The sequence below is a fragment of the Bradyrhizobium sp. AZCC 1693 genome (assembly GCF_036924745.1).
GTDB lineage: Bacteria > Pseudomonadota > Alphaproteobacteria > Rhizobiales > Xanthobacteraceae > Bradyrhizobium.
In genome coordinates this window covers 5,436,863-5,451,908 of record NZ_JAZHSD010000001.1, presented here as the reverse complement: position 1 = coordinate 5,451,908, position 15,046 = coordinate 5,436,863, and the positions used below count along the sequence as shown (strand labels likewise).

The following is a 15,046-nucleotide window of genomic DNA, read 5'->3' as shown; positions in this document are numbered from 1 at the left end:
GATGCGCACCGGCGATTTCAAACAGACCTACGGCGAGCTCGTTACACTCGTCGATTCCCCGCCGGTATGGCTGTGGTCGGCGCTGCTGGTCGCCTGCCTGATCGCAGCACCTTTTGTACTGAACTCCTATGCTCTGTCGTTCCTGATGATCATCCTGATCACGGTCGTCGGCACATTGGGGCTGAACATCCTGACCGGTTACACCGGCCTGATCTCGCTCGGCCATGTCGGCTTCCTCGTCACCGGTGCCTACGCCTATGCGGTGCTGGTTTCCAAATATCACATGCATCCGCTGATTGGCTTCCTGGGCGCAGGCGTGGTGCCGGCGCTCGCCAGCCTCATCGTCGGCGCGCCGTCACTGCGGCTGAAGGGACTTTACCTCGCGATCACGACGCTGGCGTTCTCCTTCATCATCAACACCGTGATCGTCGAAGCGCGGTGGCTGACCAACGGCGCCCGCGGCATTTCGGTGCAACGGCCGGAGATTTTCGGCCTCAGCTTCGACAGCGACGCCACCTTTACCTATCTTTGCCTCGGCTTTGCCGTTCTCACGCTGTTTGCCACGCTCAACATCCGCCGCAGCCGCGTCGGCCGCGCCTTTGTCGCGATCCGCGACAACGACACCGCCGCCCGCGTCATGGGTATCAATCTGCACGCCTACAAGCTGTTCGCCTTCGTTACCTCGGCCTTCATCACCGGTCTCTCCGGCGCGCTGTACGGCATCTACCTGTCCTTCGTCAGCGTCGAAGGTTTCCCGTTCCTGCTCTCGATCGAGGCGTTGGCGATCCTGATCGTCGGCGGGCTGGGCTCGGCACTCGGCGCCGTGCTCGGCACCATCCTGATCGTGCTGCTGCCGGAAGCGACGCGGTTCGTCTTCAGCCTGTTCAGCGCGCAGATCGACGCGACGTTCACGACCGGCGCGCAGGAGCTCAAGAGCATGCTCTACGGCCTCGTCATCATCCTGTTCCTGCGCTTCCAGCCGCGCGGCCTGGTCGGCGCCTGGCACGACATCGGGCGGATGTGGGTGAACTGGCCGCTTCGTTACTAACCAGAAAAGCAATCGAACAGGAGGAGGAAACGATGATCAAGTATCTGGCGACCGCATCGCTGTTGCTCGCGGGCGCGTATCTCTCGACCGGCACAGCGCTGGCCGCCGACCCCGGTATCACCGACACCGAGATCGTGATCGGCGACGTCGAACCCCTGACCGGCCCGCCGGCGCTGCTTGGCGTCGCCGCATCGATCGGCCACAAGATCGCGATTGCGGAAGCCAATGCCGCCGGCGGCATCAATGGCCGCAAGATCAAATATGTGCTGGAAGACGACGGTTACGTCACCGCCCGTACCATCCAGGGCGTCAAGAAGGTGACCGACGTCGACAAGGCGTTTGCCCTGCTCGGCATCTCCGGCTCGGGACAGTCCATCGCCGTGATGCCCCTACTGGAGAAAGCTGGTATCCCCACCGTGATCGACGTGGCTCCGGTCAAATTCCTCTGGGAGCCGCCGCGCAAGAACGTGTTCGTGGTCGGGCAATCCTATGAGGAAGGCATCATCCACCTCGTCAACTATCTCGCCGACAAGAACCCCGGCAAGAAGTGGGGCCTGATCACGCAGGACGACGACTACGGCATCACGGTGCGTGACGGCTTCGATAGCGTGGTCAAGGCCAAGAAGCTCAACGTGGTCTACAGCGGCAATTACAAAAAGGGACAGCAGGACTTCTCATCGGATATGCTGCAGCTGAAGGATTCCGGCGCCGAAGTGTTTCTAGCCGGCGGCATCATCGGCGAGAACATCGCGATGATGAAGGAGCTGGAGAAGCTCAGCATCAAGCCGGTGGTCGGCATCTTCTGGCCCGGACGGGTCGAGCCGGTTCTGAAGCTGATGGGACCGGCCGGCGACGGCATCTACGCGGTCGACTATGTCGAGCCGTTCGCAGGCGCTGCCGGCAAAGCTTTCCTCGAAAAGGCTAGGGGATTGCTGCCGGAAGCCGAGATGAAGGGCATCAACCGCTACTCCATGACCGGCTACGCCGCCGCCAAGGTCCTGATTGCCGCCATCGACCGCTGCGGCAAGCAGCCGACCTGGGCCTGCACCATCACGGAACTGGAAAAGACCAAAAACGTCGAGACCGGCATCATGGCGCCGATCAGTTTTGGGCCTGGCGTTCGCTTCTCGAACCAGAAGCTGCAGATCATGCAGTCCGAGTTCTCGACGCTGAGTTTCAAGCCGGTGAATTGAGAGGATAACGGCAACAGCAGTGGCCCCCTCTCCCCTTGTGGGAGAGGGTGGCACGGACGCGCGAACAGCGCGTTCGTGACGGGTGAGGGGTTTGTCTCCTCACATAAAGTCCTCTCGGCGGATAGGTACCCCTCATCCGGCGCTTTGCGCCACCTTCTCCCACAAGGGGAGAAGGAAGAAAGGAACGCAGCTCGCCCTTCCGATACCACTCACATCCTTTTCGCGACTTCTTCCAGCATGACTTCCGTCGCCCCGCCGCCGATGGTCAGCACGCGGGCATCGCGCACCATCCGCTCGATCGGCGTTCCCCGCATAAAGCCGCTGCCGCCATGCAGTTGCAGGCAGCCATGCACGACTTCGTGCAGCACCTCCGGCGACAGCGCCTTCACCATCGACACTTCGCGCGGACACGGCTTGCCCGCTTCGACAAGCTCGGCCGCATGGTAGGCCAGCGCCCGGGCGGCGGCGGCCTTGGTGGCGAGCGAGGCAAGCTTGAGCCGGACTGCCTGCTGGTTCCATAAGGGGCCGCCGAACGCCTGACGGCTTTTCACATAATTGGTGGTGAGCTCGATCGCCTTGGCGGATTCGCCGGCGCAGATGCCACCGATGCAGATCCGCTCGTTCTCGAAGGTTTCCATGATGCCGTAGAAGCCGCGGTTTTCCTCGCCCAGGAGATTTCCGGCGGGGATGCGGACGTCCTGGAAGGCGATCTCGGCGGTGTCGGAGCAAAGCCAGCCATGCTTGTCGAGCTTTGTGACCGATATACCCGGCGTCGTCCGCTCGACGATGAACAGCGAAATGCCACGGCTGCCCTTGGCGGCGGGATCGGTGCGCGCGGCGACGATCAGGATATCGCCATAGACCGCATTGGTGATGAACATTTTCGAGCCGTTGATCACCCAGCTGTCGCCGTCGCGGCGTGCCCGCGTCTTCAACCCGGCAACGTCGGAGCCCGCATCGGGCTCGGTCACCGCGATCGAGCAGATCGTCTCGCCACGAATGATCGCGGGCAGATATTTCTGCTTCTGCTCGGGCGTGCCGCGCAGCGTGATGTGGACCGCCGACATGTCGGTATGAACAAGCACCGACGAGGTGAACCCACCGAAGGTCGAGCGCCCAAGCTCCTCCGCCCACACCATCGACGCCAGCGGCCCCATGTCGGTGCCGCCATACTCGGCCGCGTGGCGCATGCCGAGGAGACCGAGCGCGCCCATGCGGCGGTAGATCTCGCGCGGGATCTTGCCGTCGCGCTCCCACGCCTCGCCATGCGGCACGACCTCCTTCTCGACAAAACGGCGGACCTGCTCGCGCAGCATCCGCAGCTCCTCGGACAATTGCGGCTGCTCCGAGAAATGGAATTCGCTGTCGGAGTGAGCACGCGGATCGGCGGGCCTGACGTTCATGATGATGCCCTCTCGGCCTTGATGTGAAGGTGCCGGTTGAGAAAACCGGCGATCGATGCGATGGCCTGACGCGCCTCGGGAAGCTCCGCACCGAACATCTGGAAAACATGGATCATGCCGTCCCAGACCTCCAGACTAACATCGACGCCGGCGGCGCGCGCCAGGTCCGTCAGCATGACGGAATCGTCCAGCACAGTTTCGCGATCGCCGACCTGGATCAATAGCGGCGGCAAGCCTGCGAGGTCGGCATAGAGGGGTGATACCAGCGGATCGTAGGGATCGCCCTGCCCGCCCAGATAATTCTTCGCCAATGCCAGGATCATCGGCCGCTGATGGATCGGGTCGGCTTCCGACCGGCTGACATAACTCGCGCCGGTCGCCGCGAGATCCGTCCATGGCGACATCAGCACCGCCGCTGCCGGCAGTGGAAGCCCGCGTTCGCGCAAGGCCAGCATGGCTGACAGCACGAGATTGCCACCGGCGGAATCTCCAGCGAAAGCAATGTTATCCGGTTTCAGGCCGCGATCGAGCATCCAGCCGCAGGCCGCCAACGCGTCATCCAACGCAGCAGGGAAACGATGTTCCGGCGCGAGGCGATAGTTGATGGCGAGCACGCGGCAGCCGCTGGCGAATGCGATCTGCGCAATCAGGTCGCGGTGAGAGGCGACCGAACCGAGGCGAAAGCCGCCGCCGTGGAAATAGAGAACGGCCTTATCCAGGGGCGTACTGGCCGGCGATATCCATTCGCCATCGACGCCACCAGCGGAGACGGGTTCGCATATCACTGCGGCGGTGCTGCCCCCGAAGGCCGCATCCCAATCGCTACGCATCTGGGCCACTGACGTATCGCGATTCCAGCTGCGATAGACCGCCCGGATGCGCGCGATCGCAAGATCGACCGGTGCCGTTGCGATGTCGTCGCCTGCGCGCGCCATATCAGCCGCCCAATCCCATGCCGCCGGATACGCCAATGGTTTCTCCGGTGATATAGGCCGCCTGATCGGAAGCCAGAAACAATACGGCGGCAGCGATTTCTTCGGGCTCGCCGAGCCGCCGCAGCAGCGTGGCATCGGTCATCGCGCGCAAAATCTTGTCGCCGCCCTTGGCGACGGCCGCTTCCAGCATCGGTGTTCGGATAGGCCCCGGCGCGATGGAATTGGCGGTAATTCCAAAGCGGGCGTTCTCGCGGGCAATGCTCTTGGTAAAGGCGATCACCCCACCCTTGGCGGCGGAATAGATCGCGCCGCCCTTCGAGCCCAAACGCGCGGCTTCCGAGGTGATGTTGATGATGCGCCCGAAACCGGCCGCCTGCATCGCCGGGAGCGCGGCGTGGGTGCATGCAAAAGCCGAGACCAGATTGACCGCGAGCAGTTTTGTCCAATCTTCCGGCGTGGTGTCGGTGAAGAACGCATGCTGATCGACGCCGGCGTTGTTGACGACGATATCGTACGGTCCGTGCTGCGATATGATCGCTTGCACCACCGAGGTGTCGCCGACATCGAGCCGGGCCGCGGTCGCCCCGACCTGCCCGGCGAGATCTGATGCTTTGGCGAGATCGAGATCAGCGATCACGACGTGCGCGCCGGCATCGGCAAAGCTTCGCACGATCGCCGCGCCAATGCCCTGCGCCCCACCCGAGACGAAGGCGCGGCGGCCGTCGAGCCGCCCGAAAGGCCGGGTGCCGGGCGCCGGCACGCCTAGCGTCCCGTAAAGATGGGTTTGCGTCGCTCGATGACGGCGGCAAGTCCTTCCCGCGCGTCGGCCATCCCGGACAATTCGGACACGGTGCGCGCTTCTTCCGACAGGCACTGCTCGATGCTGGTACCGGTCCCGGCCCAGACCAGACGCTTGGTGGCCGCCAGCGCCTTCGGCGCACCTTCAGCCAATTCCCGCGCCATCGCCATCGATGCCTCGGCCAGCTCTGCATCCGGAACCACCTTGGTAACGATACCCATCGAGAGCGCCTCAGGGGCCGATATCACCGGATTTGTCAGAAGGATCGACATCGCGCGGCGCAGGCCTACTAGTCGCGACAGCGTAACGGATACCCCGGCGTCCGGCGCCATCGCGACACGCGTTCCACCCGCAAGGAATTTTGCGGATTCGCCGGCAATGACGATATCGGAGGCGCAGACGAGGCCGAAGCCACCGCCGCCTGCCGCAAATCCCTGCACCGAGGTAATCACCGGCGCCTCCAGCCGCAGCAGCCCCGTCACCGCATTCTGCAGATAGGCCGTCGCCTGCCTGATATAGTCAGGCAGCTTCTCGCCCTTGGACGCAAACGCGCGGACGTCGCCGCCCGCGCAAAAATTCGTCCCCTCGCCGCTCAGGAGCAGTACGCGCAGGTTCGGCTGGCCGTGGCAAGCCATAATGGCGTCGCACAGCGCGCTCAGAAGCTCGGCGCTCATGCCGTTGGCGGCGTCCGGGCGGTTGAGCCGCAGCTGCGCGATGCCGTCGGCGATGTCGAGCAGAACAGGACCTTTTTCGATCATGGCAAGTTTCCGCCTTTGGCCGGCTAGATAAGGAACGAGAGCGTGAACAGCGCTTTTTCATTGTTGACCAGGATGACCTTCTTGTACGCCATCCGCAGCTCGCCATCGACATAGCGCAGCCGGTATTCGTTGCAGGCGGCCCAGATGGTGTCATCGCGCAGGCTGGATTCGAACACCATGCTGTTGCTGGCGACCGAGATATCGCCGCCGGGTTGCTGGTCGAGCAGTTCGATGTTGGACACCAGCCGCCGCAGCCGCGATTGCGGCGTCTGGGTGTGGCGTTTTCCGGTCAGCAATTGCTTGATGCGAAGCGAAATGCGCGAACGGTTGTCGTAGATGATCGACATTTCCTTTTCGGGATCGATGTCGTCGCCATTGGCGGGCACCCAATAGACGCCGTCATCGGTCCACAGCGCTTCCCAGGCTTCATACTGGTGCTCGTCCTGCAGCCGCGCCTCCTTGTAGATGAAGGCTGTTACCGCGCTCATGAGCGTGGCGCCGCTTTCGCGCGACAGCATTACACCGCCTCCATCAGGTTGCGGTAGTGTCGCCAGATGCCGCGCGACGGGATTTCGTCGGTGACGTGGCCGACCTTGAAGCCGAGTTCGTCCAGGCGTTCACGCTTCTCGCCGCGGCCGAGGAAAATCCATTCGGGATTGCGCGCCAGCACGCCGCGGTGGCAGCGCTCGTACATTTCCGAATCGTCCGCGAGCAACAGCCCGGCCGGGCCGACCGATCCCATTGTTTGCTGGCGCAGACGCCGGTTCATGTCGGGCGCACCCTTGAACTGCAAGGCCGTGACATGCTGCACGCTGTCGTCGACCGCGAGCGGCTGGATCACGAACATCTGGATTTCGGCGATGAACAGGTTCGGGAAGATCATCACATGCGGCGTGCCGTCGATCATGATCTCGCGCGCCTTCTGGTCGCCATAAGCGGCCTTCATCCGCGCGGTGTAATCCGGCAGCCGCTCTTCCGTGGTGCCAAACCAGCTCATCGGCGCGTCACGCTTGCGGAATTCGGGCCGCAAATCGATCTCGGTATGGCCGTTGCCATAGTCACGCGTCACCGCGGTCGAGGCGCCGCCATAGAGCTTGCCGATCGCGCTGTCGGCGACGCCGAAGATCGAGGAATGCACGAAGGCCGGGTGATAGCCGTCGCATTCGTTCTCCAGGATGAACTTCCAGTTGGCCTTGACGCGGTGCTTGAGGAAACCGGCGGTGACCTCGACCTCACCTTCCGGCGAGAAGCGAACCAGGCGGTCGATGGTCTCAGTCGCACCGCCGAGATGTTCTTCCAATGTCGGGCCTTCGGCGGCAAATGAGCCGAACACAAAGCCGCGATAGGATTGCACCCGCGTCACGCGGCCGAGCGACAGCTTTGACTTGTCTTGGCCTTCATAGCCGTCCGGGAAGGCGTAACCAACCAGACGGCCGTCATTGGCAAAGGTCCAGGAATGGAACGGGCATGTGAAGGAGCGCGCATTGCCCTTGTCATACGAGCAGACCTGGTTGCCGCGATGCGAACAGCGATTGAGCAGCAGATTGATCTTGCCCTGCTCGTCGCGGGTCATGATCACCGATTGCGGCCCGATCGACTTGACGACGTAGTCGTTGGCATTCGGCACCTCGCTCTCGTGTCCGACATAGACCCAGGTGCGGTACCAGATGTGCTGCAGCTCAGCCTCAAAGATCGCGGGATCGCTGTAGAGCGAGCCGTGCACCCTGTCGGGGCGGATCAATTCGTCCCATTGCGACGCGCGCGGCACGACGTTCATCGCTGCATCTCCCATTGTATCTTTCGTGGCTGGCCCGGGCTCTCTTGCGGAGCCCTGCGGCTTGGGCTAAAAATAATCCGACTGACCGTTCTAATAATAGCACCAGCGTTTGGCAGCTTCAAGGGAATTTTCCCGTTCAGCCGCCAAAACAGCGGATTTGCAAGGAGGATCATCGGGATGGACGAAGTCACCCCTGCCGGTGTCGCCCGCGCGCTCTACGCAGCACTTGCCGCCGGCGACCGCGCGCAGCTCGACGCCTTGCTGCATCCGGAATTCACCGGCCGCATCGCCGAGGGCATGCCGTTCGGCATCGGCGGCGACCATTCCGGTCCCGCGGCGATGCGGCGCAATGGCTGGGGCGCGATCGCCCGGCATTTCGAGGCGCGCGCCGAGCCGGAACGGTTTCTCGATCTCGCCGATGGCCGCCTGCTTGTGACCGGCCGCTATCGCGGCCGCGGCAAACAGGGCGGCGCTGCGCTGGATGCGGCCTTTGCCCATCTGATCGCGTTCGATCAAGGGCGCATCAAGTCGCTCGAGCAATTCACCGACACCGCCCACTGGCACGATGCCGCTGGACCGTTACGAACGGTGCTGCTCGATTTCGAAGGTGGCGTCGCCACATTGCGCCTGAACCGTCCGGACAAGGGCAATGCGATCGACGAGCGCATGGCCGCTGACCTCGCGGAGGCCGCGACGCAAATTGCCGAACGCCCTGATGTCCGCGCGGTCCTGATCGCGGGCAACGGGCCAAACTTTACGGTCGGCGGCGATCTTGGGCTTTTTGCCGGCACCGCACGCGAGCAATTGCCGAACCGGCTACGCCGCATGATCGACAGCTATCATCTCGCGATCGAGCGGCTGACCAGCATCGACGCACCTGTTGTCGCCGCGGTGCGCGGTGGCGCAGGCGGCGGCGGGTTGGGCCTGATGTATGTCGCCGACATCGTCGTTGCGGCGGAGGACGCGCGGTTCGCGCTGGGTTATGGCGCGCTCGGCCTCACCGCCGACGGCGGCAACACCTGGTTCCTTCCGCGCATGGTCGGGATGCGGCGCGCGCAGGAGCTGTTCCTGTTCAATCGCCGGCTCACCGCGCAAGAAGCCGTCGCCTTCGGTTTGGTGTCGCGCCTAGCGCCGGACCATCAGGTGGATAGCGAAGCCGCCTCCCTCGCCGCGAAACTCGCCGCCGGCCCGACGCGCGCCTTCGGCGCCGTCCGCCGGATGCTGCGCCAGTCGTTCGAGACGGGACTGTCCGATCAGCTCGACGCCGAAAAGGATTCGATCGTCATCGCCAGCAACACCGACGACGCGCAGGAAGGAATTTCCGCCTTCGTAGCTAAGCGACGGCCGAATTTTCGTGGCAGTTGAACCAATCAAGCTGACGCAAACTCATTTTTCGCGGCCAGGCCTCTCAGCTAAGCCCCCATAGCCGGCCGTCTCGCGAACGGCTGCTCAGCGCCACAAGCAGTCATGGCCCCTTTTTGTTGATCGCATGGTTGATGTAGCCTAACCTCGAGCCGGGCCTAGCGGGACGTGCCGAGGTCCCCCCTTTTTGGCGGCAGGCTGATGCCGTCGGCGGGCATCCCACTCAGACCATCATTTGTGCGGTCTATCCACGCTCGCATCACGCGCCCGCGCTCTTTTCGGCGCGTGCTCGATCATGGAGCAGGATGCCAATGAAACTTCCGCGCCGCCAATTCTTGCATCTCGCAGCAGGCGCTGCGGCGATGCCGGTAGTTTCGCGCATCGCACGGGCGCAGACCTATCCCACACGGCCGGCGCGCATCGTCGTCCCATTTTCCGCCGGCGGATCGACCGACATCAGCGCTCGTCTGATCGGCCAATGGCTCTCGGAGCGTCTCGGCCAGCAATTTGTCATCGAGAACAGGCCAGGAGCCGGCAGCAATATTGGTACGGAGCTGGTCGTGAATGCGCCGCCGGACGGATACACCCTCCTCCTGGTCGGCGCCTCGTCCGCGATCAATGCGACGCTTTACGAAAAACTCAATTTCAACTTCCTCCGCGACATTGCACCCGTCGCAGGCATCAACTCGGTCCCCTTCATTATGGCGGTACACCCATCGTTCCCGGCGAAGACGGTTTCCGAGTTCGTCGCCTATGCCAAGGCTAACCCGGGCAAGGTCAACATGGCATCGGGCGGCAGCGGAACGGCAGGCCATCTATCGGGCGAACTGTTCAAGATGATGACCGGTCTCAACATGGTCCACGTTCCGTATCGGGACGAGGCACCTGCACTGACTGACATGCTCGGAGGTCACGTGCAGGCGATGTTCGGCACCATGCCCGCATCCATCGCGTATATAAGGGCTGGCAAACTTTGGGCATTGGCGGTGACAAGTGCAAGGCGTTCGGAGGCGCTGCCGGACCTCCCAAGGGTCGGCGATTTTGTGCCTGGGTACGAGACGAGCGCGTGGCAGGGTGTCGGCGCGCCTAAAAACATGCCCACCGAAATCATCGACAGGCTCAACAAGGAGATCAATGCGGGCCTCGCAGATCCTAAGATTAAGGCGCGGGTCGCCGATATGGGCGGCACGGTGCTTGTGGGTTCGCCTGCCGACTTCGGGAAGCTCATCGCCGATGAGACCGAGAAGTGGGGCGGCAACAGATATGCTCGAACCTAAAGCTACCGCGTCACACCTCGACTCTACAAAAGGGCACCTGCGGACGCGGCATCTACGACAACATGAAGACCGCGGTGGAGACGATCTTCGTCGGCAAGGACCGCCTCTACAATCGTCGATTCCAGCAGATGTGCAGCCATTACCTCGTCGATCCGGTTGCCTGCACGCCGGCATCCGGCTGGGAGAAGGGGCAGGTCGAGAACCAGGTCGGGCTCGTCCGTGAGCGCTTCTTCACGCCGCGATTGCGGTTCAAAAACTATGATGAGTTGAACGCCTGGCTGCTTGATAAATGCATCGCTTACGCCAAGGCGCATCGCCATCCAGAGCTGACCGAGCAGACAGTCTGGGAGGTGTTCGAGGCGGAACGACCAAAACTCGTTCCCTATGCCGGCCGGTTCGACGGATTCCACGCGGTGCCAGCGTCGGTCTCGAAGACCTGCCTGGTGCGCTTCGACAACAATAAATACTCGGTGGCGGCGAGCGCGGTCGGACGGCCCGTCGAAGTTCATGCCTATGCCGACCGCATCGTGATCCGCCAGGACGGCCGGATCGTCGCCGAGCATCCTCGCTCGTTCGGGCGGGGCGAGACGGTCTACGACCCCTGGCATTACGTGCCCGTGCTGGCACGCAAGCCAGGCGCCTTGCGCAACGGCGCACCCTTCAAGGACTGGGTGCTGCCCGCCGCGATGGAACGCGTGCGGCGCAAGCTTGCCGGCGTGACCGACGGCAATCGGCAGATGGTCGACATCCTCACCGCGGTGCTTACCGACGGACTGCCGGCGGTCGAAGTCGCCTGCACCGAGGCGATCGCCCACGGCGTTCATTCCGCCGACGTCGTCCTCAACATTCTGGCCCGCCAGCGTGATCCCGGCCCACCGGCCACGATCCTCACACCGGCCGCACTGACGCTGCGACACGCGCCCGTTGCCGATTGTGCCCGTTACGACAACCTCAGGAGAACCATCTGATGGAACGCACTCAACTCTTCGACCTCATGGGCGAGCTCAAGCTCTACGGCATGAAGGCGGCTTACGATGAGATCATGGCTACCGCCGTTAAACGCCAGCATGAGCCCCAGCGCATCGTCGGCGATTTGCTCAACGCCGAAGTCAGCGAGAAGCAGGCGCGCTCGATCAAATACCAGCTCACCATCGCCAAGCTGCCGCTCGCCAAGGACCTCAGTGACTTCCACTTCGATGGTACGCCGATTAACCAGACGCTCATCAATGACCTCGCCGGCGGTGGCTTCATCGCCCAGCAGCGCAACGCTGTGCTGGTCGGCGGGACCGGCACCGGCAAGACCCATCTTGCCATCGCCATTGCCCGCAGCTGCATCCGATCAGGCGCTCGTGGGCGGTTCTATAACGTCGTCGACCTCGTCAACCGGCTCGAGACCGAGACCCGCAACGGGCACCAAGGCCGACTTGCCGAGCATCTGACGCGGATGGACCTCATCGTCCTCGACGAACTCGGCTATCTGCCCTTCGCCCAAGCCGGCGGACAGCTCCTGTTCCACCTCGTCAGCCGGCTATACGAGCGCACGTCCATCATCGTCACCACCAACCTCGCCTTCGGCGAGTGGCCCAGCGTGTTCGGCGACGCCAAGATGACCACTGCGTTGCTCGATCGCCTGACCCACCACTGCGACATCGTCGAAACGGGCAATGAGAGCTGGCGATTCAAAAGCCGCGATGATGATCAAACAACCCGCGCTCGCCCCGTCTCCGCAACCCCGGCCAGCTCCGACGGCGCGAGCGCTACCACCAGAACCCGTGGCTCAAGGGGGGCAAAATTGGACGCCGATGCGGGGTCAAAATTGAACGCCGATTGACAGGGTTGCCCGGTGGACTGCGATTATTCCGTTCTACAAGTGGACAAACTGCGCGCCTGGAATCCGTCCGGGGCGATCTGGTACGCTCATGCCTGTTGCTCGGCCGGTTCGGACGGTGTGTCCCGCTACCGGAGTCTATTTCCGGCCGGAAGCGAAATCGGCGATATGCTTTCTGGAATTTCCAACGGCGCTGGCGCAATCACCGCGCCTATGGCCAGAGCACTTCTTGGCGCCCAAAGACCGCTTCGTGCCTTCATCGGCCACGTCGAACCGACCTTCGATTGGACCCTGCGAGAGACGGAGAACAAGCAGGTGGTGACCCACGTGCTCGTGTCCGCGCTCTACGACAGGCTCTACCAAAAGTCCGAACCCAATCCAATCGGGTGGGCGCTCGAGAAAGTCTATCAAGAGGCGGGAAACTACTTCGCCTATTGGTCGAACGCCGCCGCCGACGCCCGCGGCCAGATCACTGGCGCGCGAGATCGAGCGCTATACTGCCAGTTGGTCGCAATGGATCGGCAAACTACGGTGATACTGGGCGACCCGACGGTCTCACTCAGTTTCGGCGCGGAATAAGGATCCCGTTTTCGCGGTGATCGGCGTCCAATCGGGACCCCTGTACTGAGGGGTCCACACTGGCTTCTTTTTTTCATGGGAGCCGAGATTGGAATGCTCGTCGTGGAGATGATTGCGAAGATCCGTCGAGCGTATTTCGTTCACGGACAGCCGATCAAGGCGATATGCGTGACGTCGGCGTTTCGGGAAGGTGGTACGGAAGGTCATCCGTTCGGCGGCGACGGAGTTTGGCTACGAGCGCGAGGCACAGCCGCTTCCGAAAATCAGGTGTCATTGCTGATCGAAATGGCCCCCACCGCGCCGGCCGCAATACGCTGATAACATTTGAGACGCTGCTCTTCAGAGAGGTCCCGTCGGCGCCGATGGGACCTCTCTCGAAGAGCTGAATTCTATGTTGAATCAATCAATTGCAGGCAGCCAGCATGGGGTCCCCACTTCGGTGCCGAAACACAGCCATGCGGCCGACAAGCTGCTCGGTTGGCTTTGCCGCCGTCTGTGGCGCAGTCAAGACTTCGCAAGTCGTCCAACTCTTGCGCCTCGGGATGCTGATAGGGATGAAAAGTCACGGAATCGTGCTACTTCGCGGGCGCCGTGGCAACGACGTTGATAAACATCATGACCGTTGCGACCACGACACCGGGCCAGATCAGGTCAGGCTCGGGCAGGGGCGGCGACGGTCCGCGCTGGCGCGAGAACCGAATATGTAAGACGCGTACCAGGAAACAAACAGCAACGGAAAGGTACGCAAATATCAGATAGGACAAGAACGTCGGCCAATTCCGGCCAGGTACGACGTCGACTTCCTTCAGGATTTTGAGACGGTCGACCATCAAAATGCGAAGGGAATCACCGAGCAGGTCGCCGTTCCACTCCCATACGTATCCACATATCAGCGAACCTGCATACAAGAAGTTGGCGCCCGCCCAGCTGATCAAAAGCGAGACCACCCACATTCGGGCTACCTGCTGATAGTTGCCTCTGGCGCGCTTGAAGATCACAAGCACGACGCCGGCAGTTGCCGAGCCTGCGATCAACAGCAAAACCATCGAGCTGAGCGACAGCAACGCCGCGACGGTGTAGTCACCCGGATCCAGGCCGCGCGCGATCTGCGTCAGTAATCCATACTGGAGCGGGACGATCAGCCAGATGAATTTTGCAAAGAAATCCTCTATCGCTGAGTTTTCGACGACCCAATAGGCCGGAAAGTTCAACGGCCATCTACGCATCTACTGTCTCCAGGTCACGACCCGCCGCGTGACGTCGATCGCTTGCATCACCTGCCTGCCTCGCAGCCGCTTGATCCAGACCGTCGTCGTTTGCGGCCGCCAGTCTATATCCGATTGCGCCATGTCGGACCGGGTAAGCGTTGGCCCACTGAAAGCGAAGCATGCCGCCTCTTGCGGGTTACGATAGGCGAATTCCGACGAAAGCCCGGCGTAGCGTGTTGTCGCCGCATTTGCTCTGGACAACAAGGAATAGCTCGCAACCTCGCGCGCTCTTCTGGCTACGCCCTCGAAGCCGTAAATCTCGTTGAGATTGCCCATCGCCCTGCTGCCGGTGCTGATGCAACCGCCAGGAGGATCTTGAATCCGGAAGTGGAAATAGCGCCCAAAATCCCAACCGCCCCGCCTGCCATTGTGATAGTCGATATAGTCGTCGACGCTGACTCGCGGGACATCCGGCGAGATTTCAAGCGGGGCGTCCGGCGAACATTGGGTCTTGATGGCCGGCCGCTTTATCATGGCGAGGTCAGCCCCGCCGACGTTGAGCGCCTGGGTTTGGGTTCGGACATGCCAGACCCCTTCTTCGTTTGCAGGCACCGGGACAGGAACGTAGTAGAACTTGACGCTGGGATCGAAGACGTTCGCGCCATTGACCCGGCTGACGCAGAGGCCTGGATCGGTCCCGCAACCGCCTTCCGCCCTCACTTTTGTCGCGCCGGCCGAAAACGCTGGGTAAGCTACGTAAAGGCCCCTGCGCGCGTCGCGCGTCAGGCTGCCGCATACCGTCGCATCTTCCAGGTACTGGCCCCACGCTGGACCGGCGAAGCCGAACAAGACCAACAGGCACCCAAATCGAACCATGCT

General features: G+C 62.5%; 14 protein-coding genes and 2 pseudogenes. 8 read left to right on the top strand and 8 right to left on the bottom strand.

The genetic code is table 11. The features are described 5' to 3' along the window. The first annotated feature begins 1 nt into the window (after position 1). Together V1293_RS25845 and V1293_RS25840 are read left to right on the top strand one after the other, a co-directional pair. On the top strand, positions 2 to 1,048 hold the full coding sequence (locus tag V1293_RS25845) for a branched-chain amino acid ABC transporter permease (protein ID WP_334513317.1): 1,047 nt from the start codon (positions 2 to 4) through the stop codon (positions 1,046 to 1,048). A gap of 32 nt (positions 1,049 to 1,080) precedes the next feature. Continuing rightward, on the top strand, positions 1,081 to 2,241 hold the full coding sequence (locus V1293_RS25840; RefSeq protein WP_334513316.1) for an ABC transporter substrate-binding protein: 1,161 nt from the start codon (positions 1,081 to 1,083) through the stop codon (positions 2,239 to 2,241). 209 nt (positions 2,242 to 2,450) lie between these two features. Here the strand turns inward: V1293_RS25840 and V1293_RS25835 are convergent, their stop codons facing one another. From V1293_RS25835 to V1293_RS25810, 6 genes are read right to left on the bottom strand one after another with little or no spacing between them, the layout of a single operon-like run. Next, a complete protein-coding gene (locus V1293_RS25835; RefSeq protein WP_334513314.1) occupies positions 2,451 to 3,644 on the bottom strand; it encodes an acyl-CoA dehydrogenase family protein in 1,194 nt (397 codons plus the stop codon). After that, on the bottom strand, positions 3,641 to 4,579 hold the full coding sequence (locus V1293_RS25830; protein WP_334513313.1) for an alpha/beta hydrolase: 939 nt from the start codon (positions 4,577 to 4,579) through the stop codon (positions 3,641 to 3,643). Before V1293_RS25830 ends, V1293_RS25835 begins: the two co-directional genes overlap by 4 nt. Position 4,580: 1 nt before the next feature. Continuing rightward, positions 4,581 to 5,339, bottom strand: coding sequence for an SDR family NAD(P)-dependent oxidoreductase (locus V1293_RS25825; protein WP_334513311.1), 759 nt, complete (start codon positions 5,337 to 5,339; stop codon positions 4,581 to 4,583). Positions 5,340 to 5,341: 2 nt separating this feature from the next. Continuing rightward, entirely contained in the window at positions 5,342 to 6,136 is a 795-nt protein-coding gene (locus V1293_RS25820) for an enoyl-CoA hydratase/isomerase family protein (protein WP_334513310.1), read from the bottom strand. 23 nt (positions 6,137 to 6,159) lie between these two features. Further along, positions 6,160 to 6,654 carry an aromatic-ring-hydroxylating dioxygenase subunit beta gene (locus V1293_RS25815; protein ID WP_334513309.1) on the bottom strand — a complete coding sequence of 165 codons (495 nt, stop codon included), beginning with the start codon at positions 6,652 to 6,654 and terminating at the stop codon, positions 6,160 to 6,162. Beyond that, positions 6,654 to 7,913 (bottom strand): aromatic ring-hydroxylating oxygenase subunit alpha, encoded by a 1,260-nt coding sequence (locus V1293_RS25810; RefSeq protein ID WP_334513308.1) that lies wholly within the window; start codon positions 7,911 to 7,913, stop codon positions 6,654 to 6,656. Before V1293_RS25810 ends, V1293_RS25815 begins: the two co-directional genes overlap by 1 nt. Before the next feature lie 177 nt (positions 7,914 to 8,090). On the opposite strand from V1293_RS25810, the gene V1293_RS25805 reads away from it, so the two are divergent. The 6 genes and pseudogenes from V1293_RS25805 to V1293_RS25780 form a co-directional block, all read left to right on the top strand. After that, positions 8,091 to 9,278, top strand: a complete 1,188-nt coding sequence (locus V1293_RS25805; protein ID WP_334513307.1) for an enoyl-CoA hydratase-related protein — start codon at positions 8,091 to 8,093, stop codon at positions 9,276 to 9,278. Between the two features lie 308 nt (positions 9,279 to 9,586). Further along, positions 9,587 to 10,552 carry a Bug family tripartite tricarboxylate transporter substrate binding protein gene (locus V1293_RS25800; RefSeq protein ID WP_442894285.1) on the top strand — a complete coding sequence of 322 codons (966 nt, stop codon included), beginning with the start codon at positions 9,587 to 9,589 and terminating at the stop codon, positions 10,550 to 10,552. Between the two features lie 29 nt (positions 10,553 to 10,581). Beyond that, positions 10,582 to 11,590: pseudogene (locus V1293_RS25795) on the top strand (Mu transposase domain-containing protein); the annotation flags it as partial. Beyond that, positions 11,520 to 12,383: an IS21-like element helper ATPase IstB gene (gene istB / locus V1293_RS25790; RefSeq protein ID WP_334513306.1), complete on the top strand. Its 864-nt coding sequence runs from the start codon at positions 11,520 to 11,522 to the stop codon at positions 12,381 to 12,383. The pseudogene V1293_RS25795 and the gene istB, both read left to right, overlap by 71 nt. A gap of 12 nt (positions 12,384 to 12,395) precedes the next feature. Further along, positions 12,396 to 12,959, top strand: a complete 564-nt coding sequence (locus V1293_RS25785) for a hypothetical protein (protein WP_334513304.1) — start codon at positions 12,396 to 12,398, stop codon at positions 12,957 to 12,959. A 93-nt stretch (positions 12,960 to 13,052) separates the two neighbouring features. Then, a pseudogene (locus V1293_RS25780) lies at positions 13,053 to 13,224 on the top strand (IS21 family transposase); the annotation flags it as partial. Positions 13,225 to 13,534: 310 nt separating this feature from the next. Here the strand turns inward: V1293_RS25780 and V1293_RS25775 are convergent. Next, on the bottom strand, positions 13,535 to 14,185 hold the full coding sequence (locus tag V1293_RS25775; RefSeq protein WP_334513300.1) for a hypothetical protein: 651 nt from the start codon (positions 14,183 to 14,185) through the stop codon (positions 13,535 to 13,537). Continuing rightward, positions 14,186 to 15,016, bottom strand: coding sequence for a hypothetical protein (locus V1293_RS25770; protein ID WP_334513299.1), 831 nt, complete (start codon positions 15,014 to 15,016; stop codon positions 14,186 to 14,188). Positions 15,017 to 15,046: the final 30 nt, after the last annotated feature.

What these genes read in the sequence shown, in the direction of transcription:
- V1293_RS25835 (WP_334513314.1), bottom strand. Translation starts at nt 3,644, where the DNA reads ATGAACGTCAGGCCCGCCGATCCGCGTGCTCACTCCGACAGCGAATTC.
- V1293_RS25775 (WP_334513300.1), bottom strand. Translation starts at nt 14,185, where the DNA reads ATGCGTAGATGGCCGTTGAACTTTCCGGCCTATTGGGTCGTCGAAAAC.
- V1293_RS25820 (WP_334513310.1), bottom strand. Translation starts at nt 6,136, where the DNA reads ATGATCGAAAAAGGTCCTGTTCTGCTCGACATCGCCGACGGCATCGCG.
- V1293_RS25830 (WP_334513313.1), bottom strand. Translation starts at nt 4,579, where the DNA reads ATGGCGCGCGCAGGCGACGACATCGCAACGGCACCGGTCGATCTTGCG.
- V1293_RS25800 (WP_442894285.1), top strand. Translation starts at nt 9,587, where the DNA reads ATGAAACTTCCGCGCCGCCAATTCTTGCATCTCGCAGCAGGCGCTGCG.
- V1293_RS25840 (WP_334513316.1), top strand. Translation starts at nt 1,081, where the DNA reads ATGATCAAGTATCTGGCGACCGCATCGCTGTTGCTCGCGGGCGCGTAT.
- V1293_RS25845 (WP_334513317.1), top strand. Translation starts at nt 2, where the DNA reads ATGCGCACCGGCGATTTCAAACAGACCTACGGCGAGCTCGTTACACTC.
- V1293_RS25810 (WP_334513308.1), bottom strand. Translation starts at nt 7,913, where the DNA reads ATGAACGTCGTGCCGCGCGCGTCGCAATGGGACGAATTGATCCGCCCC.
- V1293_RS25805 (WP_334513307.1), top strand. Translation starts at nt 8,091, where the DNA reads ATGGACGAAGTCACCCCTGCCGGTGTCGCCCGCGCGCTCTACGCAGCA.
- V1293_RS25815 (WP_334513309.1), bottom strand. Translation starts at nt 6,654, where the DNA reads ATGCTGTCGCGCGAAAGCGGCGCCACGCTCATGAGCGCGGTAACAGCC.
- istB (WP_334513306.1), top strand. Translation starts at nt 11,520, where the DNA reads ATGGAACGCACTCAACTCTTCGACCTCATGGGCGAGCTCAAGCTCTAC.